The 21,168-nt window shown below is 61.8% G+C and carries 18 protein-coding genes; 4 read left to right on the forward strand and 14 right to left on the reverse strand.

Translation table 11 applies throughout. The features are described 5' to 3' along the window. Positions 1 to 3 precede the first annotated feature (3 nt). From B9A97_RS14770 to B9A97_RS14795, 6 genes are all read right to left on the reverse strand, one after another. The gene (locus B9A97_RS14770; protein ID WP_084366109.1) at positions 4 to 801 is read right to left on the reverse strand and encodes an ABC transporter ATP-binding protein; all 798 of its coding nucleotides are present in this window, start codon (positions 799 to 801) and stop codon (positions 4 to 6) included. 66 nt (positions 802 to 867) lie between these two features. Next, positions 868 to 1,761, reverse strand: coding sequence for a nitrate ABC transporter permease (gene ntrB / locus B9A97_RS14775; protein WP_084366110.1), 894 nt, complete (start codon positions 1,759 to 1,761; stop codon positions 868 to 870). A 174-nt stretch (positions 1,762 to 1,935) separates the two neighbouring features. Continuing rightward, the gene (locus tag B9A97_RS14780; protein WP_084366111.1) at positions 1,936 to 3,243 is read right to left on the reverse strand and encodes a CmpA/NrtA family ABC transporter substrate-binding protein; all 1,308 of its coding nucleotides are present in this window, start codon (positions 3,241 to 3,243) and stop codon (positions 1,936 to 1,938) included. 340 nt (positions 3,244 to 3,583) lie between these two features. After that, entirely contained in the window at positions 3,584 to 4,810 is a 1,227-nt protein-coding gene (locus tag B9A97_RS14785; RefSeq protein ID WP_084366112.1) for a CmpA/NrtA family ABC transporter substrate-binding protein, read from the reverse strand. Positions 4,811 to 4,812: 2 nt separating this feature from the next. Beyond that, positions 4,813 to 5,403 (reverse strand): ANTAR domain-containing response regulator, encoded by a 591-nt coding sequence (locus B9A97_RS14790; RefSeq protein ID WP_084366113.1) that lies wholly within the window; start codon positions 5,401 to 5,403, stop codon positions 4,813 to 4,815. A gap of 63 nt (positions 5,404 to 5,466) precedes the next feature. Then, positions 5,467 to 6,207, reverse strand: a complete 741-nt coding sequence (locus B9A97_RS14795) for a LuxR family transcriptional regulator (protein ID WP_084366114.1) — start codon at positions 6,205 to 6,207, stop codon at positions 5,467 to 5,469. A 570-nt stretch (positions 6,208 to 6,777) separates the two neighbouring features. Between B9A97_RS14795 and B9A97_RS14805 the strand changes: the two genes are divergently transcribed. Next, complete coding sequence (locus B9A97_RS14805; protein WP_084366116.1) at positions 6,778 to 7,395, forward strand: PRC-barrel domain-containing protein; 618 nt, start codon at positions 6,778 to 6,780, stop codon at positions 7,393 to 7,395. A gap of 82 nt (positions 7,396 to 7,477) precedes the next feature. Here B9A97_RS14805 and B9A97_RS14810 read toward each other — a convergent pair whose 3' ends face one another. Next, positions 7,478 to 8,839, reverse strand: a complete 1,362-nt coding sequence (locus tag B9A97_RS14810; protein ID WP_084366117.1) for a putative bifunctional diguanylate cyclase/phosphodiesterase — start codon at positions 8,837 to 8,839, stop codon at positions 7,478 to 7,480. A 153-nt stretch (positions 8,840 to 8,992) separates the two neighbouring features. Continuing rightward, on the reverse strand, positions 8,993 to 10,630 hold the full coding sequence (locus B9A97_RS14815) for a response regulator (protein ID WP_179145294.1): 1,638 nt from the start codon (positions 10,628 to 10,630) through the stop codon (positions 8,993 to 8,995). Positions 10,631 to 10,989: 359 nt separating this feature from the next. Here B9A97_RS14815 and mutL point away from each other — a divergent pair, with 359 nt between their 5' ends. Both mutL and B9A97_RS14825 read left to right on the forward strand, forming a co-directional pair. Next, positions 10,990 to 12,840 (forward strand): DNA mismatch repair endonuclease MutL, encoded by a 1,851-nt coding sequence (gene mutL / locus B9A97_RS14820; RefSeq protein WP_084366119.1) that lies wholly within the window; start codon positions 10,990 to 10,992, stop codon positions 12,838 to 12,840. Positions 12,841 to 12,906: 66 nt separating this feature from the next. Continuing rightward, on the forward strand, positions 12,907 to 13,140 hold the full coding sequence (locus B9A97_RS14825) for a DUF2093 domain-containing protein (protein WP_084366143.1): 234 nt from the start codon (positions 12,907 to 12,909) through the stop codon (positions 13,138 to 13,140). Between the two features lie 7 nt (positions 13,141 to 13,147). Here B9A97_RS14825 and lpxK read toward each other — a convergent pair whose 3' ends face one another. The 6 genes from lpxK to B9A97_RS14855 all read right to left on the reverse strand — a co-directional run bounded on the left by lpxK (position 13,148) and on the right by B9A97_RS14855 (position 19,046). Further along, positions 13,148 to 14,194 (reverse strand): tetraacyldisaccharide 4'-kinase, encoded by a 1,047-nt coding sequence (gene lpxK / locus B9A97_RS14830; protein ID WP_084366120.1) that lies wholly within the window; start codon positions 14,192 to 14,194, stop codon positions 13,148 to 13,150. A gap of 126 nt (positions 14,195 to 14,320) precedes the next feature. After that, positions 14,321 to 15,058 carry an HAD family hydrolase gene (locus B9A97_RS14835; RefSeq protein ID WP_244564231.1) on the reverse strand — a complete coding sequence of 246 codons (738 nt, stop codon included), beginning with the start codon at positions 15,056 to 15,058 and terminating at the stop codon, positions 14,321 to 14,323. A gap of 8 nt (positions 15,059 to 15,066) precedes the next feature. Next, positions 15,067 to 16,386, reverse strand: coding sequence for a lipid IV(A) 3-deoxy-D-manno-octulosonic acid transferase (gene waaA / locus B9A97_RS14840; RefSeq protein WP_084366121.1), 1,320 nt, complete (start codon positions 16,384 to 16,386; stop codon positions 15,067 to 15,069). Between the two features lie 173 nt (positions 16,387 to 16,559). Next, positions 16,560 to 16,805 carry a DUF4170 domain-containing protein gene (locus B9A97_RS14845; protein ID WP_084366122.1) on the reverse strand — a complete coding sequence of 82 codons (246 nt, stop codon included), beginning with the start codon at positions 16,803 to 16,805 and terminating at the stop codon, positions 16,560 to 16,562. A gap of 62 nt (positions 16,806 to 16,867) precedes the next feature. Beyond that, positions 16,868 to 17,677, reverse strand: coding sequence for a 3'(2'),5'-bisphosphate nucleotidase CysQ (locus B9A97_RS14850; RefSeq protein WP_084366123.1), 810 nt, complete (start codon positions 17,675 to 17,677; stop codon positions 16,868 to 16,870). 22 nt (positions 17,678 to 17,699) lie between these two features. Beyond that, complete coding sequence (locus B9A97_RS14855) at positions 17,700 to 19,046, reverse strand: TldD/PmbA family protein (protein WP_084366124.1); 1,347 nt, start codon at positions 19,044 to 19,046, stop codon at positions 17,700 to 17,702. A 115-nt stretch (positions 19,047 to 19,161) separates the two neighbouring features. Here B9A97_RS14855 and B9A97_RS14860 point away from each other — a divergent pair, with 115 nt between their 5' ends. Continuing rightward, complete coding sequence (locus tag B9A97_RS14860) at positions 19,162 to 20,988, forward strand: monovalent cation:proton antiporter-2 (CPA2) family protein (RefSeq protein WP_084366125.1); 1,827 nt, start codon at positions 19,162 to 19,164, stop codon at positions 20,986 to 20,988. Positions 20,989 to 21,168 lie beyond the last annotated feature (180 nt).

Consider the following 21,168-nt stretch of genomic DNA (forward strand, 5'->3'; position numbering starts at 1 on the left):
ATCTTACTCCGCGGCTTCCACGAAGCGGTGACGTTCGTAGAGGAACTTCAGCACGGCTTCGCGGGATTTGAGGTAGGTGCGGTCGGAGGCGAGCGCGATCCGGTCGCGCGGGCGGGGGATCGGCACGTCGAGCACTTCGCCGATGCGGGCGGCCGGGCCATTGGTCATCATGACGATACGGTCCGAGAGCAGCACGGCCTCGTCCACATCATGGGTGATCATGATCATGGTATTGCCGAGCCGGGCATGGATTTCCATCACCGCATCCTGCAGATGGGCGCGGGTTAGCGCATCCAGTGCGCCAAAGGGCTCGTCCAGCAGCAGGATCTTCGGCTCCATGGCCAGCGCCCGGGCGATGCCGACACGCTGCTTCATGCCGCCGGAGATTTCGGCGGGGCGCTTGTCCTTGGCGTGACCCATCTGCACCAGGTCGAGGTTGCGCATCACCCAGTCGTGGCGCTCGGCCCTTGACTTGCTGGAGCCGAAGACCTTGGAGACGGCGAGGTTGACGTTTTCGTAGACTGTCAGCCAGGGCAGCAGCGAATGGTTCTGGAACACCACGGCTCGTTCCGGCCCCGGTGCATTGACCTCGCGGTTTTCGAGCAGCACGGCGCCGGCGGAAACCCTGGTCAGCCCGGAGATCAGGTTCAGCAGCGTGGACTTGCCGCAGCCGGAATGGCCGATGATGGAGACAAATTCGCCCTGGTCGATGGTGAGGTTGATATCCTTCAGGACCTCGGCGCGCTGGCCGCCCCGGTCGAAATGCTTGTCGATATGGTCGAGCTTCAGATAAGCGGTCATGGTCATCTCTCCTGTTTGTCGCAATTTCCGGACGGAAAACCGCTTCACACTTTTCCTGGAATTGCTTCAGTTCGCTGCCGTGCCGCGGGTGATGAAACCGCCGACGGCTGCCACCAGCTTGTCCAGCGCGAAGCCGACGACGCCGATGTAGGCGAGCGCCACGATGATGTCGGACAGGCGCGACGAGTTCCACGCGTCCCAGATGAAGAAGCCGATGCCGACGCCGCCGGTCAGCATCTCAGCCGCGACGATGGCGAGCCAGGACAGGCCGACACCGATCCTGAGGCCGGTGAAGATGTAGGGCGCTGCCGAAGGCAGCATGATCTTCCAGAAGAACTCGATCTGATTGAGCCTCAGCACCTGGGCGACGTTGCGATAATCCTGCGGGATGTTGCGCACGCCGACCGCGGTGTTGATGATCACCGGCCAGATCGAGGTAATGAAGATCACGAAGATCGCCGAGGGGTTGCTATCCTGGAAGGCGGCGAGCGACAGCGGCAGCCAGGCAAGCGGCGGCACGGTGCGCAGGATCTGGAAGATCGGGTCGAGACCCCGCATGGCCCAGACAGACTGGCCGACCACGGCGCCAACGAGCACGCCGATCACGGCAGCGAGGCCGAAGCCATAGGCAACCCGCTCCAGCGACACCAGCACCCGCCAGGCCAGCCCAATATCCTGGGAGCCGAAGTCGAAGAAGGGGTAGGCGATCAGGTCATAGCTGTCGATGAAGACCTGGCTCGGCGGCGGCAGGCTGGAACCGGCCTGCGAACAGGTGATCTGCCAGATGGCCAGCAGCCCCACCAGCACGACAAGCGGCGGCAGGACATTGCGGACGATAGCGGAGGCGATCTTGCGGGCATCGAAACGGCGTGCCGGGCGGGTGGCGATATGCACGATCTGGCCCTGCGATGTCGGCACCGGCGCGACGGCGACTTTCTGCGTTCGTGCTGTTGCGGGCATTGATTGATCCTCTTGGGTGGTCATTTGTTGGTATCGAGACCCTCCCCTTGAGGGGGAGGGTCGGACCGCAGGTCCGGGGTGGGGTGACGGCCGCGTGTGCCAGGATCACCCCCACCCGCGCGTTCCGCGCGACCTCCCCCCTCAAGGGGGAGGTGGAACCCGTCGGGGTCTTTCCTACGACGCGGCCTTGATCGACAGGCTGTCGAGATAGGCGGAGGGGTTTTCGGGGTCGAAGACCTTGCCGTCGAAGAAGGTTTCCGGCCCGCGCGAGGTCGAGGCGGGAATGTCGGCGGCGGCGACGCCGAGATCGGCAGCGGCGGCGCGCCAGAGGTCTTCGCGGTTGACCTGGTCCACCAGTGCCTTGATGTCAGTATCCGGTGCGAACTTGCCCCAGCGGATATTTTCGGCCAGGAACCAGCTATCATGGCTCTTGAAGGGATAGGAGGCGTGATCCTTCCAGAACTTCATGTAGAGGTCGGTGCCGGTGACGAGGCGACCGTTGCCGTAGTTGATGTCGCCCTTCAGTCGGCCGACGACATCCTTCGGGGGAACGTTGAACCACTGGCGCTTGCCGAGGATGGTCGACATTTCCTCCTTGTTGTCCATGCTCTCGCACCACATCTGCGCCTCCATGACGGCCATCAGGATGGCCTTGGCGGCATTCGGGTTCTTCTCGACCCAGTCGGCGCGCATGCCGAGCGCCTTTTCCGGATGGCCCTTCCAGATCTCGCCCGTCGTGCAGGCAGTGAAGCCGATGCCCTGGTTCACCAACTGCTCGTTCCAGGGTTCGCCGACACAGAAGACATCCATGTTGCCGACCTTCATGTTGGCCACCATCTGCGGCGGCGGAACGACGATGGTCGATACATCCTTGTCGGGGTCGATGCCGCCGGCGGCAAGCCAGTAGCGGATCCAGAGATCATGCGTGCCGCCGGGGAAGGTCATCGCCGCGCTGACTTCCTTGCCGGAGGCCTTCTTTTTGGCAAAGGCTTCCTTCAGCTTCGATGCATCGAGCTGCACACCGGTCTCGGCATATTCCTTGGCGACCGAAATGCCCTGGCTGTCGGTATTGAGGCGCGCCAGGATCGACATCGGCACCGGCACGTTGTTCTGGGTCACCTTGCCGGTGTGCATCAGGTAGGGCATGGGGGTGAGGATATGGGCACCGTCGATCCCGTTTGAGGCGCCGCCGAGCACGAGGTTGTCGCGCGTGGCGCCCCAGGACGCCTGCTTCAGAACCTCGACATCAGGCATGCCGTGCTTTTCGAACAGGCCCTTCTCCTTGGCGATGACGAGGGCTGCCGCATCGGTCAGCGCGATGAAGCCGAGCTTGGCGCCGGTCACTTCCGGCGTTGCGACGGCCGCATAGGCGCCGGATGGCAGGAGCGTGCGAGCCGCCAGGACGATGGCGGCAGTCGATGCTGTCTTTTTTAGGAATTCGCGGCGTGTGCCAACAGGGGCGGCGGTGAAATCGGTCTTCATCTGCTTTTCTCCATCGTTGCGGCAATCGGTGTTGCGGTCGGAGCCAGGGGGGAGAAACAAAAAAAGCCGCCGTCAGAAACAGCTTGTCCGATTGACGGACGCTGAAACCGAGCGGCGGCTTTGCCTTGTGGGCGCCCTTCGTTGGACGCGCCTTATATGTAGTCCCCTCTGGACTTGCCAATTAACATGCACAAATCATGCCAGATGCGCAATATCTTTTATTTTCATTTATTTTCAAAGATATACTGCAGTTGCTCATATATTGAGCAGCCGCAGCATCGTATCGTGATGCCTGCATTTTATGCGGCGCACAATTTTTGAGCCGCAACCTGTCCGCCTTTTAAGCGAGGCGCTGTGCAGTGATGTAATCGTCAAGGCGGTCCGGATCGAAGATGCGACCATCGAAGAAGCCGTCCGGCCCCAGCATCAAGCGCCCGACCGTGGCGCCGATATATTGCGGCGTGGAGAGAGCGCCCTCCACCTTGAGATTGGCGCCCGGCATGGGCGCAAAGATCGGCTTCAGGGCCTGCCTGTAGATATCAGGCCGGTAGGAATCCCGCGCGATCAGGCTGTTTTCCTGGGAATGGGTGCAATGGCCCCAGCGGACCATCTGGCTGTAGAACCACAGCGCGTGGCTCTGCCATGGGAAATGCGCGGCCTTATGGTCGAGCACGAAGAAATCGTCGACATCGACGGCAACCCCGGGCGCGGCGATGATGTGGCCTGTCAGTTCCGGCAACAACAGGCGTCCCTCGACGCCCAGATACTGGCGGGCGGCCATGATGCCGGCCAGTTCCTCGATATTCTCGGTATTGCCGCACCACTGGGCGGCCCGGTAGCACGCCCGCAGCAGGGCATCGAGCGCCGGGCGGTTGGCATCGGCCCAGCGTTTCGAAACGCCGAGCACCTTTTCCGGGCTGTTGCGCCAGATCTTGGCCTTAACGGTGACGATGCGGCCGATATCCCGGTCGACCGAGACGGTGTTCCAGGGGTCGCCGACGCAGTAGCCGTCGATGCGGTCCATCATCAGCGCATCCGGCATCAGCGGCGGCGGAACGGCAACGATCTCCACATCCTGGTCGGGCAGGATGCCGCAAGCCGCCAGCCAGTAGCGCAGTTCGTAGTTATGACCGGAATGGAAATGCACCACGGCAAACCGCAGCTGCGGCTGGCCCAGACGCCGCCGGTTGGCCACGACAGCCTTCAAGGCGGCGCCGGCCCGGTGGGGATCAAGATCCTGGCTCATGCCCTCACCCAGCATCTCGTCATAGAGCGCGTTGGATACTGTGATGGCATTGCCGCCGAGATTGAGGGCCATCGGCGTGATGAGCGGCGTGGAAAGCGGCGAGAGGCCGAGATTGGAGGCAATCGGCATCGGCGCCAGCATATGCGCCGCCTGGAAATGGCCGACGGCGATACGGTCGCGAATATTGGCCCAGGATGTCTCCCGCACCAGCGTCAGATCCAGCCCTTCATCGCTGGCAAAGCCTTTTTCCGCCGCGACGACCACCACGGCGCTGTCGAAGAGAGGCATGAAACCGAGGGTGACGTCCATGCGTTCGGTCATGCTCAGTCCTCCAGCAGGCCGGCGGCCAGAACCAGGCTCTGGGCGATTTCGGCGATCTTGCGGTTCTGTTTCATGGCGGTCGAGCGCAGCAGCTTGTAGGCCTCGTCCTCGGTGATTTTCTTGGATTTCATGAGGATGCCCTTGGCGCGCTCCACGAGCTTGCGGTTCTCCAGCTCGGAACGGGCCTCCTCAAGCTCGCGAGCCATGCGCGAATAGGCATTGAAACGGCTGATCGCCATGTCGAGGATGGGCTTCACGCGCTCCTGGCGCAGGCCATCGACCACATAGGCGGAAACACCGGCCTCGACCGCCGCAGCGATCATGCCCTGGTCCGAACGGTCGACGAACATGGCGATTGGTCGCTTCACGGTGCGCGATAGCTGGAACATGCTCTCAAGCATGTCGCGGTTCGGATTCTCCAGCGAAATGACGATGACGTCGGGAGACAGCCGCTCGATCTGGCGGGCAACGCCGAGCACGTCGCGAATGATCGTCACATTGGTATGGCCGGCCGCATGCAGGCCCGCCTCGATGATCGAGGCGCGCAGGGCATTTTCATCGATGACAAGGATTGTCAGATCGGAGGGCGTCATGGCCAATACATTGCCGAAAAGCCATCGCCCTGCAATGCCATTATGCCGCAGCCGCCAAGGCGGCTACTTGATCAGGCCGATGCGCAGCGCCTTGGCCACGGCCTGGGTGCGATTGACGGTGTCGAGTTTCTTGGTCGCCCGATTGAGGTAGTGGTTGATCGTGTGTTCCGAAAGCCCCAGGATTTCGGCGATTTCGACGCTGGTCTTTCCGGCTGCCGTCCAGTTCAGACAATCGATTTCCCGCTCGGTCAGCGTGTCGGTCGACTTGTTGTCAAGGTCGCGGATTTCCGCAAGCCGGTTGTAGACGTGGCTGGAAATGAAGCTCAGCTGCATCATTTCCAGGAAGGTGAAGGCGTCCCGGTCTCCGGAGAAAGACACCGCCCCGCGGCTGCCCGAGGCGTCGTGCACCGGAAAATAGGCACCACGGGGCAGGTTGAACCGCTCGAATAGCGCACGCGCCGGCGATTCCGTCCGGTCGGCGCGCTGATAAAAGCCAACGCTAACATTGTATGCAAACGGGGTGGTGGCAGCCCGCAACCGCTGAATGACAGGGCTGTCGGACAGAAGCGCAATCTTGTCGTAGCTCGAAAGCAGTTCGGCCGGCCAGTTGGTGATGATGGAATTGCTGGACAGGTCGAGCGATGTGGCAGGCGGTATGTTGAGAACCATGAAGGCGCGGGCGCCGCAGGCCTCGGTGATCCGTTTCATCAATCTGAAAACATCGAACTGCGTCTTGAAGGTGGCCAGCTCGGCGATCGTGTCGTGGATGAATGCCGTGGTCACGGCGCTTTCAAAGGTGGTCATCGTTTGCTTTTCTTAGGCAAGGCCGCGATCCCAAATGTGTCACCAGATCAGTCAATCGCTTCGTTAATTGCATATAGTCCAATACATGAGTTCAGCGGTATGATTTTTTTGATCATAACCCCCTCAACCCGCTAAAATTGGCGTCAACGCGTCACCCCGTGGGTGAGCGCGTGCAATGGCTGAAACAATTCTCGGTTTAGCAACAGTACATAAACAACGGTAAGTGAATCGAAAAACGAATTTTTTGGAAACTCCCCAAAAAATAATGGGTGCTCTGGGCATGACCATAGACGCACAAAGGCCGACTCGTCCAGCTTTCATACAGCCTCCAAGCAGGTTTGACAGGATCAAACGCCATTTGTGGCGGGATGCGAGCAGTTCGCGTTTCACGCGATAGCTCGCACAACGAGTCCGCGCAAAATGTTCCGTATCAGGATAAAAATAAATGCCCACATTTCTCGGGAACGATGCCGTTGCCGGTGCATTTTCTCCTCGAACCGACGGACCGGGACGACCAAACGAAGCCTCGGCACCGTCATCTCAGCAACCACGATGAAAGGTAGGACTACCATGAACAAGACGCTGAAAACCCTCGCTGCCGCCGTACTGCTCGGCTCCACCGCACTTGCACCGATGGCAATGGCGCAGACCGGCACGACGACCAATCCGTCTGCACCGGCCATGGATGCCCCTGCTGCAACGGCTCCGTCCGCACAGTCGCCGGCGATGAATGACGCCGCTCCTGCCGCCAAGCCGATGACGCCTGTTGCCGGTGACAGCGCTGCCGCTTCCGGCACCTATTTGACCGAACAGTCGGAAACCCAGATTTCCGCCAACACCTATATCGGCCAGAACGTCTATAACGCCGCTGACGAAGACATCGGCAGCATTACCGACCTGATCTTTGAAAAGGACGGCGGCGTTGTTGCTGCGATCGTCGGTGTCGGCGGCTTCCTCGGTATCGGCGAGAAGAACGTTGCCGTTCCGATGGAAAAGATCACCGTTAACCGCGAAGGTGACGGCGACGATCTCAAGCTGACCACGGTTGAGACGGCTGAAAGCCTGAAGTCCGCTCCGGAGTATCGCACGATCTCCGAGCAGCGCGCTGAGGCTGGCGCCAATACCGGCACGACCGGCACCGTGATGCCGACTGACAACTCCACAACCTCGTCGACGACGAAGCCGTAACCGGCTTTCCAGAGCGAGACACGAGTCTCAGTATACGTGGGGTGGCGCACTGCGCCGCCCTATCTTCGTTTTGAGAATGCCTTCAGGCGGTTGCCCGCTCGACCAGAGCAAATTCGTGATGGTTTTGCTGCAGGTAACGCAAGGTCGCGGCCGCATCTACCGGCTTGCCGTAGTAATATCCCTGCCCCATGCCACATCCCAGCACGCGCAGCTTGTCGGCTTCCGCCGCCGTCTCGATCCCCTCGGCCACAACGGCAAGATTGAGCCCGTCGCACATCGATATGATGGCCTTGATAATCTGCTCGGAGGTCCTGTCCGTGGTGATTGCCGAGACGAAGGCCCGGTCGATCTTGACCTTGTCAAAGGCGAAATCGCGGAGGCGGCCAAGACTGGATTGACCAGTGCCGAAATCGTCGAGTGAAATGCCGATACCGGCCGCGCGCAATTCGCCAATAATGCGTTGCGCCGTGTCGGCAGACGTCATGACCGCGGTCTCGGTGATCTCCAGTTCAAGCCGGCGCGGGTCGAAACCGACGGCATTGAGGATGGCTAGGATATTGAGCGCCGTCCTCGGATCCATCAGCTGCGCAGATGACAGGTTGAAGGACAAGAAGAGATCCCGCGGCCAGGCCATCGTGGCCTCCGCCGCTTTACGCAACAGCGCCTCTGAAAGCAGGTCGATAAAGCCGCGCTCTTCGGCAAGCGGAACGAAGACAGCGGGAGACACGAAACCGAGATCGGGGTCGATCCAGCGCGCCAACGCCTCGAAGCCTAGCACGCGTCCGTCGTCGATCCTGACGATCGGCTGGAAATAGACATCCACCGCATCGGCGATGATCGCGTTTCGCAGCGCCTGCTCCAATTGCGTGGCGCGGCGCATCTCCTGCGCGATTTCCTTGGAATAGACGGTGATCTGTCCCCGCCCGCGGCGCTTCGAACGATAAAGCGCCGTTTCTGCGCTCTTCATCAGCTCGTCGAATTCCGATCCGGCAAAGGGGTAGATGGCAAAGCCGATCGATGCCGAAAGGCGCACGTTTCGATCGCCGAGGTCATAGGGCGCAGACAAGACATCCTTGATCATCTGGCCAAGGCGCTCTGCACCGACACGCTCGAACACGAGGGGCAGGATGATAGCGAACTCATCGCCATCGTGACGCGTGACGATGGCGCCATCGGGAATGCAGGCTTTCAGCCGATGAGCGACCTGACACAGGATCTCATCGCCGGCGGCCGTGCCGAAAAGGTCGTTGATCGGCTTGAAGCCATCGAGATTGGCAAGGGCGATGGTGAAAGGCGCGGGATCGCTGGCCCGTTCCGCCGCGAGCGAGCGGATCTTGTCGCGCAGGCGATAGCGATTGCCAAGCCCGGTCAGCTGGTCCGTGTAAGCCATTGCCTGCAGGTCATTCTGGCTGACCGACGGCAAATTTGTTTCAGCCCGCCTCATAAAAAATCCTAGATTTCAAAATATTTAGGCTCTGAGGACGATGGCGGTTAAGTCTTAAAAAAATAATAGCTTCCGGGCGCTCGCGACCCCAGGATTTCGCCCGAATTTTAGGGTATTGACAACAAAAATGCATGTCTGGCGCCCTGTCATGGCTCAGACGGCATAATGATCCGCAATTTCGAGGTGATATCGCTGCAATACGCCCGCGATTACGTCGGGGCTGAGCGGTTTCAGGATCGTCTCGTTCATGCCGGCCGCCATGCAGTCGAGCTCGTCGCGATCAACAGCCAGAGTGAGCACACCGATGATCGGGGTTTCCGACCTGTCGCCTTCCAGCTGGCGAATACGGCGGCAAGCCTCGAGGCCGTTGAGACCCGGCAGGGTCAGGTCCATGAGGATCATGCGCGGCTTCAGCGCCTTCCACTGCCGCACCACCTCCTCGCCATCAGCGACGATCTTGTAGGTGCAGCCCAGGCTGTCCAGGATCTGGCTGAAGACGATCTGGTTGACCTGGTTGTCTTCCGCCACGAGCACTTGAAGATGGCCCGATGGTTTTGGCTTTTCATCCGGTTCGCGCGTGGTGATTTCCCAATCGTCTATACCGATCTCCGCGCCGCCCGAAATGCCCTGGCTGAGGCGATGGGCCAGTTGCGTGGCAAGCTCGAAGCCATCCAGCGCCAAGACCCCGATCCCCCTCTGCTCGGCGCATTCGATGCAACGGATATCCATCTGGCTATCCACCACGACGAGGTCGATCTGCAGGCCGATGCTTGCCGCAATGGTGAGCAAGGCCTCCTCTTCCTCTTCATCGCGTACCGAACAGGCCTCAACACCGAGACGAGCCAATATCTCGAGGCACTGCGCCTCGAAATCGTGGTCCGAGGTGATCAGCAGGACCTTGCGCCCGAACAGCGGCTGGTCGGCTGCGTTGCCAAGGGCATGCGACTGCGCGGCGACCATCGCCGCAGAATTGAGTTGCGGGATCTGTTCGCGCACAGCCGCCACCGCAGCAGGGCTAGCTTCGGCAATAGCGCCAACATTGCAAACAAGAAAATAGCGGCCGGGCTTGCCGACACGCTGGAAGCTGAAGGAATAAGCCTGTCCGCCCTCAATGCTTTCGGCCGTAGAGGGCGAACCGGTCTCCACGACATGCTGCGCCGTTGCGACCAGATGGGACTGGCTGTGCTGCGGGAACACCTGCGCCAGCGTCTGGTCCAGCAGGCTTTCCGGCCCCACACCTTGCTCCGCGCAGAAGGCCTTGTTGACCGCGACCAGGGACAGCTTGGAATCGCTGACGAAGACCGGCACCGTCAGGTTGTCGAGGATTTCCTCGGTCAACTGCACCCGTTCCATGTCCGCGCGCCACTGTTCCTCGCGCTTCTTCTGCTCGGTGACATCGCTGACCACGCAGATGCCATAGCCCGAGGGAAGGCGCCGCTTGGCAAATTTGAGCAGGCGATTGCCCGCATCACGCTCGACCGCGTCGGAACGCTCCCGCCAATGGGCCGAGATGTGTTCGGCGATCCATTTTTCCCGGGCGCCCGGCGTCTTGGCCCGGGCGGGAAGGCTCGCCTCGTTGCGGTCATAGAGCGCGCCCAGGAAGTCGCGCAGTCGGGTGCCGGGCGTGAGGAAATCGGATGGGACGTGGAAATAGCTGCCGATATTGCGGCTGGAATAGGTGATCTGGTCGTTCTTGTCGTAGACGATGAAGGCGATTGACAGCGCGTCGCCCAGGGCGTCCAGCATGGCAGACTGCAGCGCGGAGTCCGGCGAGGTCGTGTCATTCGTCAATAGACCCCTCCTTTCCTCTTCTACGGCCTGAAACGGCAAGACTTCCTCGAACATACCGCCTCAAACACACCAAACCGGGCGCCTCTCATTGGCGACCGCAACACGCTAGAGCAGACAGGTCATGCTGGGCGAGAAGACAGGGGTGTGCCTTGCAAACCCCGATGGCGGCATCCAGCGCTGCGCCAATCTTTCAGCCGGGAAGCCGGCCAGCAAGCGACGATCATGTCAAGCTCCTGTAAACTTAAAGCTATCCTGTTAAGACCCGATTAATGCATCGCGCAAATTCGAACACGCGTGCATTGCAGTGCATGGCGCGGATTATGGCTTCCCCCGGCGAGCCGAATCCTCGAAAATAGGCCATGGCCATCAAACTGCTCTCCGAAACCCTCATCAACCAGATCGCAGCCGGCGAGGTGATCGAACGCCCCGCAAGCGCCGTGAAGGAACTGGTGGAGAATGCCATCGATGCCGGGGCGACCCGCATCGAAGTGGCAACCTCAGGCGGCGGCAAGAGCCTGATCCGTGTCTCCGACAATGGCAGCGGCATGGAACCCGCGGATCTCGAACTCGCCATCCGGCGCCATTGCACCTCGAAGATATCCGATACGCTGGATGACATCGTCAGTCTGGGCTTTCGCGGCGAGGCATTGCCATCGATCGGCTCGGTGGCGAAACTCACGATATCGAGCCGGAGGGTCGGCAGTTCGGAAGGTGCGGAGATCGCGGTTGCCGGCGGGCGCGTCACGCCGGTGCGGCCGGCGGCTGCCAATCCCGGCACTGTGGTCGAAGTGCGCGACATGTTCTTCGCGACGCCGGCCCGGCTGAAGTTCCTGAAAAGCGAGCGGGCGGAATCGGCGCAGATCACCGAGGTGGTCAAACGCATGGCGGTCGCCTTCCCGAAGATCCGCTTCACGCTCTCCGGAACCGACCGCACCACGCTGGACCTGCCGGCAACGGGCGACGACCACCTTTCGCGCATCGCACAGGTGCTTGGCCCGGAATTTCGCGACAATGCCATCCTGATCAATGCGGAGCGGGAGGATGTGCGGCTTACCGGCTTTGCCGGGATCCCCACCTTCAACCGGGGCAATTCCGCCCATCAATATGCCTTCGTCAATGGGCGGCCGATCCAGGACAAGCTCGTGCTGTCGGCAATTCGTGGCGCCTATGCGGAGACCGTGCCGGCGGGCCGCTATCCGGTCGCGGTGCTGGCGATCTCGATTGATCCGGCGCTTGTTGATGTCAACGTGCATCCGGCCAAGTCCGACGTGCGCTTCCGCGATCCCGGTCTTGTGCGCGGACTGATTGTCGGGGCGATCCGAGAGGCGCTGCATCGGGAGGGTGACCGCGCCTCCACCGCAGGCGCCGGCGGCATGCTGAGCGCGTTCCGCCCCGGCTTCCGTCCGGCGGCGGCACAGTCTGCCCCGGCCTATGCCGCCGGCCGGTCCAGCGCGCCAGCAGACTGGCGTGCCGACAGCTCGCCCTTCCGCCCCCTGGGGTCCGCCACTACAGCGAGCGCAGGTTTTGCCGAGGTCAGGCAGGGGCAGTTTGCAGATCTCGCACAGCCGGCAGCTCGCGCGGAAGCGCCTGTGGATGCGGGCTCACCAGCGACCGCATCGGAACCGACCCGCTATCCGCTCGGGGCCGCGCGGGCGCAACTGCATGAAAACTACATCATCGCCCAGACCGATGACGGCCTGGTCATCGTCGACCAGCATGCGGCCCATGAGCGCCTGGTGTTCGAAAGCATGCGCAAGGCGCTGGTCGGACGCCGCCTGCCCTCGCAGGCGCTGCTGATCCCGGAGATCGTCGACCTGCCGGAAGAAGACTGCGACCGGCTGATGATGCATGCCGAAGGGCTGGACCGGCTGGGACTGGCGATAGAGCGCTTCGGACCCGGTGCGATTGCCATCCGCGAGACGCCGGCCATGCTGGGCCGCATGGATGCGGTAGGCATGGTCCGCCAGCTCGCCGACGAGATCGCCGAATGGGATACGTCGGAGGGATTGTCGCAGAGACTCGAGCATGTGGCGGCCACCATGGCCTGTCATGGTTCGGTTCGCTCTGGCCGCCGGCTGCAGGTGGAAGAGATGAACGCGCTTCTGCGGCAGATGGAGGAGACGCCGGGCTCTGGCCAATGCAATCATGGCCGGCCGACCTTCATCTCGCTCAAGCTCTCCGACATCGAGCGCTTGTTCGGCAGAAGCTAATTTGCTGGAAATTCCGTCTGACACGCTCTATTGCATGACGATCGCATGACGAAAGGCACTGCCATGATGAACCGGTTCGAAGGCGGCGGGAATCGCGAAGCCAAAATCAAGTATCTCGATGCCGATTTCCAGATCGTCATGCCGGGCTCCCACGTGATCTGCGCCATGACAAACAAGCGCATCATGATCGACGAACTGCGCTACTGGAGCGTTGCGCGACAGGAACCCTATGCCGATGCCGCCGCCTCCCTGGAAGCCGACAAGCGCGCTGGGATCCTGCCGAACCAGACCAGGGGGTAACGCCTGGTTATTTCGTCGCTGACCTGTTCTCGCGCAGGCGACGGGCGCGAAACGCCTCGATGGCAAGGTCCACGATCTTGCCGGGCGCCTGCGGGTCGTCAAAGGCCATGACGACATCGAGGACCCGCGTTTTTTCCAGAAGCTCCGCCGCCCGACCATGGCCGCCCGACAGCCTGACGAAATCCTTTGACGTCGTCACCAGTTGCAGCCCATGCAGCGCGGAATGGGAGAGGAGATCCTCGATCTCGTCGTCCGTCAGGTGCTGGTGATCGCCGAATTTTCGCGTCGCCACGATCTCGGCACCCAGTTGCTCGAGGGTGCGGAAAAACTTGTCCGGATCGGCGATGCCGGCAAAAGCCATCACTTTCTGCCCGGCATAACCTTGGGGATCCTCGGCCTTGACGCTTGCGGCATAAAACGGCTTGCCGGCTCGGGAGGCCATGCGGATGAGATGGTCAGCGGCATTGCCGGTGCCTGCCTGCAGGATGGCCGACAGCTTCGACATCTGGATCTTGATCGGTGCCCGCACGGGTCCGGCCGGAACGATGTGGCCATTGCCGATCCCGCGTTGGGCATCGATGACGATCAAGGCGAAATCGACGGCGAACTGGTTGCTCTGGAAGCCATCGTCCATGATGATGAGGTCAGCGCCCTCCTCCACCAGTTTCCGGGCGCCGGCCAGACGACGGCGCGAAATCACGGTCAGGGCCTCGCGCGCCAAAAGCAGTGGTTCGTCGCCGACGGCATGGGCCCGGTGGTGATGGGCATCCACGACATGGGTTCCATCCAGCGAGCCGCCGTAGCCACGGCTGAGGAAACCGGGTTTCAGGCCCTTCTGCTTGGCGGCCACCGCCAGTGCGAGCGCTGTCGGGGTTTTGCCGGCGCCGCCGACAGTGAAGTTTCCGACACAGATGACCGGGACCGGCACGGAATGGCGCGGCATGCGGCGCATCCGGCGGCCCGCGACCTGACCATAGATCAGCGAAAAGGGCGAAAGCAGCCAAGCCCGCCAGTCGGGCTTCGTCCACCAGAACGGGGGCGCTTCCGATACCATGATGCCGTCTGTCTCCGCTCCGTGCCGTGCTTCAGCTCGACCTTATAGATGCTGCGTCGCAAGACAAGCGGCGCAAGACACAGGGTTTGACAGGTTTATGCTTAAGGAACGGTAAAAGTGGAAGGATCAGGCCAGCGCCCTTAGCCCCAGAAGCTCCGCCAATTCGGTCACATCGTCAAGGCACACGTCTGCCGCTTCTTCCAGGCTCGCGCGCGAGCCCGTGCCGCTCAGCACGCCCACCGTTAGGCCGACCCCGGCATTCAGGCCCATATGCATATCGTGATTGCTGTCGCCGACCACCGCGACCATAGCCGGATCAAGCCCGGTCTCGCGGCAAAAACCGAGAACCATCCCAGGTCCAGGTTTTGTCCCATGGCCACTGTCATAGCCCGCGACGTAATCGACATACTCGCCGATGCCGAAACGGCTGACGATGTTGCGGATCGACCTCTCATTGTCGCTGGAGGCGATGCCGAGCTTCAGGCCGGCGGCCTTCAGTTCCGAAAACAGCGCCACGAGGTCGGTCACCGGTACCGAAAGACCGGAGGCTTCGGCGAACAGGTTGTCGATCTCAGGCACCAATGTCTTGAGGTCGAGGGGCGAGCCGGCCGCAATCAGCCCCGCTGCAATTTCCGCGGTGTTGGCCACCGCGAGCAGGCTGTCGGGCACGATATGGCCGGTTTCCGGATCCATGCCGCAGGCGAGCAGCATCCGGTCAGCCAGGGCCTGGTCGCCCGCGGATGCCAGGAGCGCCACCTTACGATTAACCGGCCCCCAGCTCTCGTCAAAATCAAGCAGCGTTCCGTCCTTGTCGAAGACGATCCCTGCAATCTTGCCGGCTTCGGCCCGTCCAGTCCGCATCATGGCTCCATTCAGGCCTGTGCCGCCGTCTTGGGCTCCAGTCGTGCCTTTACGGTCAGCGGGTTGATATAGGGCTCCAGGCCCTTCAGCGTCGCGGCAAGCGCGCCACGCATTTCCTGGACGCTGTCGCGGCCGGCATCCATCATCTTGGCACGCGCCAGATCGTTGCTGCTGAGGAAGTGAACGGCCTTGGCCAGCATCTCGGCGTCGCGCACGATGCGCGCCCCGCCGTTGCGGACCAGCTTCTGATAGGATTCGCGGAAATTCTCGACATGCGGACCGGCGAGAACCGCGCAGCTCAGCATGGCCGGCTCCAGCGGGTTGCCGCCGCCGCCGCCGGTCAGGGAACGACCGACAAAGGCGATCTCGGTCAGCCGCAGGAACAGGCCCATCTCGCCGATGGTATCGCCCAGCAGGACATCGGTGTCCTTGGTGATTTCATCGCCACGGGTGCGGCGGGCGACTTTCAACCCCTTCTCCACCATCATGGCTTCGATCTCATCGGACCGCTCGGGATGGCGCGGCACGACGATGGTGAGCAACCCGGTATGGGCCTTCAGCGCCCGATGCACCATGGCGGCGATCTTCTCCTCCCCCTCGAAGGTGGAGATGGCGGCCCATGTGTTGCGGTCACCGATCTGCGCGGCATAGAGAGCCAGCAGGCTTTCGTCGCAAGGCGGTGCATCGGTATCGACCTTGAGATTGCCTGAGACGGTCACCGGCCACGAACCGAGATCGCGGAAACGCTCCGCATCCATATCCGATTGGGCCACGACGAGGGCGAGCTTGCCGAACAACTGCTCGGCAATCGTGAGGCGGCGATGCCAACGCTCGAAAGAGCGATCCGACATGCGGGCATTCACCGAGATCTGCGGGATATGCCGATCATGCAGCGCCATGACCGTAACCGGCCAGATCTCGGACTCCACCGTCACGGCGATGTCCGGATGCCAATAGTCGAGGAAGCGTGAAATGGCGGGCTTCAGGTCGAGCGGCACATACTGATGCATGATGTCGCCATCGAGTCGGAAGCGGGCGAGTTCCGCCGAGGTAACGGTTCCTGTTGTCAGCAGCACATTGATGTCGCGGCGGCGCAGTTCGCGCATCAGCGGGATGACCGCCAGGGTCTCGCCGACGCTTGCCGCGTGAACCCAGACGAGCGGCCCCTGCGGCCTGTCGAGAGACGGATAGCCAAAGCGCTCGTTGCGCCTCAAGCGGTCTTCCTTGCCCTTGGCGGCACGATAGCTCAGGAACGGACCAGCCAGCGGATAGGCCGCCATGCCGCCCCAGCGATATGCAGTCAAAGCGAGAAACGCCAATCCGTTGCTCATTTTGCCGCGATCCGCATATTCAATTCGTTGCGCAAAACCAATGTCCCTCGGCCAAGCCGGAAATTACTAAGAACGACAGTGAGACACCATTTCGTCCAATCGTTGACCGCAATGATAAAACTATACGTCAATTGAAGCTGGCGGCAGCTTTTGGGAGTAGCCGCCGCTGAAAATCACTTCTGGGCCTTGTCGTGCGGGTCGAGCAGCCGGTGCATATGCACGATGAAATAGCGCATATGGGCATTGTCGACCGTCTGCTGGGCCTTGGCCCGCCAGGCGAGCAGCGCGCTGGCATAATCGGGGAAAATGCCGACGATATCGAGGCTGGAGAGATCGCGGAACTGCACCTCTTCGAGGTTCGACAATTCGCCCCCGAAGACCAAGTGAAGAAGCTGCTTCTTATCGCCGGATTCCGTCATTTCCCGTCTCTTTCTGTTAGTCTTCGGGCCATAATTTCATCTGCTCGATTTTAGCGCAAAGGTCAACTGTGGGGCAATGTCGCCAATTGGCTCAGGAAATCCGGCAGGAACGGATCTGTCGCGGCGCATAGCACGCCATGGGTTACCTCACGGCGATTGTAGAGCAGCCCGCGGCCATCCAATCCCACCAATGCACCGCCGGCCCGCAGCAGGATGAGGTCAGCCGCCGCAAGGTCCCAATCATGGGAATTGCGCTTGACCAGCGTGGCGTCGATGCGCCCATCCGCGACCATGGCAAGGCGATAGGCAAGCGAGGGGATGTGCTCGACCCGCTCCACGCGGGTGCGAAACTCAGGCCCGAGACCGTTCAGCATGTCCTGCGCCACGGCCACCCGCAGGCGGTCGCAAGCCTGTGGATGACTTACGGAAATCGCAACGCCATTCTTGAGCGCCGGACCGCCGGCAACGGCCGTGAATTCCTCTTCAAGCGCCGGCGCGACCAGGACGCCGGCCACGGGCGTTCCCTGATGGACCACCGCGACGCTGACGCACCAGGTCTTCTTGCCGGCAATGAAGGCCCGCGTTCCGTCGATCGGATCCACCACGAACAGCGTCTCGCAATCAAGGCGTGAGAGTTCGTCGTCGGTTTCTTCCGACAGCCAGCCATAGCTGGGGCGGGCGGCACGCAGGCGCGACGACAAGAGTTCATTGGCGGCGAAATCGGCAGCGCTGACCGGCGAGCGGTCATCATTCTTCCACCAGACCTCAGGCGACTGACCAAAAAAAGTCAAAGCAACCTGCCCGGCTTCCCGGGCAGCGCTGGTAATCAACTCCAGGTCGGCATTCCAGTCTCTGATCGTTCCTGCCGACATTACAGGGTCCGTTTCCAAGCTGTCATAGCCCGGCCAGCGTCATGCCCTCGATAGCGATGGTCGGAGAAGCGACGCCGAACTTTCGGTCGATGTCATTGGCCGGCGTCACGCGCATGAACATGTCCTTGAGATTGGACGCGATGGTGACTTCCGATACGGCGTAAGTGAGTTCGCCGCCTTCGATCCAGAAACCGCTCGCGCCCCGGCTGTAATCACCAGTGATCATATCGACCCCGTGGCCGATCAGTTCGGTGACGTAGAAGCCGTTGGCCACTGACTTGATCAGGTCTTCGCGCGAGATGTCGCCCGGCTCCAGGGCGAGGTTGGTGGAGGTCGGCGACACGGCATTGCCGCCGCGCGCGCCGCGGCCATTGGTCTTGAGACCGAGTTCGCGGGCGGTGGAGGTGGACAGGAACCAGTGCTTCAGCACGCCATCCTCGATCATCTCAAGCCGCTGGCCGCTGACGCCTTCGCCATCGAAGGGGCGCGAGCCGGAGCCGCGCACCACGAGCGGATCGTCGGAGATGGTAAGCCCCGACTTCAGCACCTGCTCGCCCATGCGGTCACGCAGGAAGGAAGTCTTGCGCGCCACCGAAGCGCCATTGATGGCGCCGGCGATATGGCCGACGAAGCCACGGGCCACGCGCGGATCGAAGACAACCGTCAGGTTCTTCGCCGTCGGCACCTGGCGCGGGTTGATGCGCGCCACGGTGCGCTCTCCGGCGCGGCGACCAATCTCTTCAGCGGAATCCAGTTCGGCAAAATAGATGCGGCTATCGAAATCGTGGTCGCGCTCCATCTTGGTGCCTTCACCGGCAATCACACCGACGGACCGGCTGAAGCGCGAGCCCATATAGCTGCCGGAGAACCCATGCGAGGTGACCAGAACGAGACCGCCCATGCCGGCGGACGCACTGGCACCGGCGGAGTTCGATACACCCTTGACCGCCAAGGCCGCTTCTTCGGCTGCGAGTGCCGCATCGCGCAGGTCGTCACCGGAGACGTCAGTCGGATCGAAGAGTTCGAGGTCGGGGAAGGTCTTGGCGAGGTCTGCCTCGTCCGCGAGGCCATTATAGGGATCTTCCGGAGATACCCTGGCCATGGCGACGGCACGTTCTGCCAGGACCTTCAGGTCAAAGCCGGGATTTGCGGAAACGCTGGCGACACGATTGCCGATGAAGACGCGCAACGAAAAGTCGTCACTTTCGGAGGCATCGGTCGATTCGACCTTTCCGAGCCGGACACTGACGCCTTTCGAGCGGGAGCGTACGACCACCGCATCGGCACGATCGGCGCCGGCGGCTCGGGCAAGATCAACCAGGGTTTCGGCACGGGAGAGCAGGCTGTCGGAATCGATTTCTGCAGACATATGTTGGCCTTTCATTCCGGCTCCATTTATTGTGCATTAGGTTGGGCATCAAGGGCGGGCCCGCCGATTCCCAATTTCCACGCCGTTTAATTGCAATATAGAGAGCGATCCGCCCATGACAGGAGCCCACACGCTGTTTTCCGAAACGCTTCTGCTGCTTGGCGGGGCGGTCGTGGCAGCGCCGATCTTCCGCAAGCTCGGGCTGGGCACCGTGCTTGGATATCTGGCGGCCGGCGTCGCCATCGGCCCGGTGTTCAACCTGATCAATGACGGCGAGCAGATCTTGAGCGTCGCCGAGCTCGGCGTCGTCTTCCTGCTGTTCGTCATCGGCCTGGAATTGAAGCCAAGTCGCCTCTGGCACATGCGCGCCGATATCTTCGGGCTGGGAACGGCCCAGGTCATGCTGTCGGGCGCGCTGCTGTTCTGCCTCATCCTTGCGACTGGTCTTCTGGATTGGCGGGCGGCGCTGGTGGCGGGCTTCGGCCTTGCGCTGTCGTCCACAGCCTTTGCGGTGCAGATCCTCAACGACGAAGGCGACATGAACAGTCGCTACGGGCAGCGATCCTTCTCCATTCTCCTGCTGCAGGATCTCGCCATCGTGCCGCTGCTCGCCATGGTCAGCGTTCTCGGCAGCCAGGGCCATGCCGATTCCGGTTCGGCACTGCGCGAAATCGCCACGGCTGTCCTCGCCGTTGGCGCGACGATCATGGCCGGCCGCTATCTGCTGACGCCGATGTTCCAGATCATCGCCCGCACGGGTGCCCGCGAGGTGATGATCGCCGCCGCCTTGTTCGTCGTCATCGGCGCGGCGATGGCGATGCAGGCAGCCGGCCTTTCCATGGCCATGGGCGCCTTCCTTTCGGGCGTGATGCTGGCGGAATCCTCTTATCGCCATGAGTTGGAAGCCGATATCGAGCCCTTCCGCGGCATTCTCCTGGCGCTGTTCTTCATGGCTGTGGGCCTGTCGATCGAGCTCGACGTGATCCGCGACAACCTGGTCGTCATCCTGCTTGCCGTGCCGGCCGTCATGGTGGCCAAGGCGCTGGTGCTTTATGGCATCTGCCGCGCGGGCGGGTCCGACCACGATGACGCGGTGCGCATTGCCCTGCTGCTGCCGCAGGGCGGGGAATTCGGCTTCGTGCTGTTCACCACCGCCAGCGCGTCGGGCCTGCTGACAGCAGGCGACGCGTCGATGCTGGTTTCCATAGTCACCATGAGCATGGCGCTGACGCCGCTCGCCACGCGGCTGGCGAAGCGGCTGATGAGGGGTGACCAACCCCGCGAACAGCTGGACGAGGATTTCGAGGGCGCCGGCGCCGATGTGCTGATGATCGGCTTTTCGCGCTTTGGCCAGATCTCGGCCCAGATCCTGCTCGCCAGCGGCCGGGATGTGACGATCATCGACGATTCGGCGGACCGCATTCGCCAGGCGGCGCGCTTCGGCTTCCGCATCTATTTCGGTGACGGGACGAGGCTCGACGTGTTGCGCGCCGCCGGGCTGGAGCGGGCCAAGATCGTGGCGATCTGCACCGCGAAAAAGGAAACAACCGACAAGATCGTCGATCTGATATCCGCCGAATATCCTGATGTCAGGCTGTTCGTGCGCGCCTATGACCGCGTTCACAGCCTGGCCCTGCGTGCCAAGAACGTGGAGTATGAATTGCGCGAAACGCTGGAGTCGGGCCTGCGCTTCGGCCAGCGCACGCTGGAAGCCCTTGGAACGTCGGAAGATGAAGCGCTTGCCATCAGCGACGATATCCGCCGGCGGGACGAGGAACGTCTTGAAATACAGGCTGCGGAGGGAATCCTGGCGGGCCAGCATATGCTGCACAATCGTCCGGTGCGTCCCGAACCGCTGGTCAAGCCCAAGAAGGCGACCGAGGAGTTTCCGGAGGGCAGCGCGTCAGCCGTGCCGGAGCGGCCAAGGGCCGTCAGTCCGTGACCGTCAGACTGTTGGAAAACCATTAGTTCAGCGAGATGTACGTTATCTATGGCCTAAAAACTTATCCGTCATCCCGGCCTTCGAGCCACTGCTGTCCGGTTTAATTTCCGGTCCATTTGAAGACCAACTGGTTGTGGTTTTTGGGTTTGTCTGGCGGGGGTCTGAGGAGGTGATCGGTGC

The organism is Rhizobium sp. RU36D (assembly GCF_900176345.1).
Taxonomy (GTDB): domain Bacteria; phylum Pseudomonadota; class Alphaproteobacteria; order Rhizobiales; family Rhizobiaceae; genus Allorhizobium.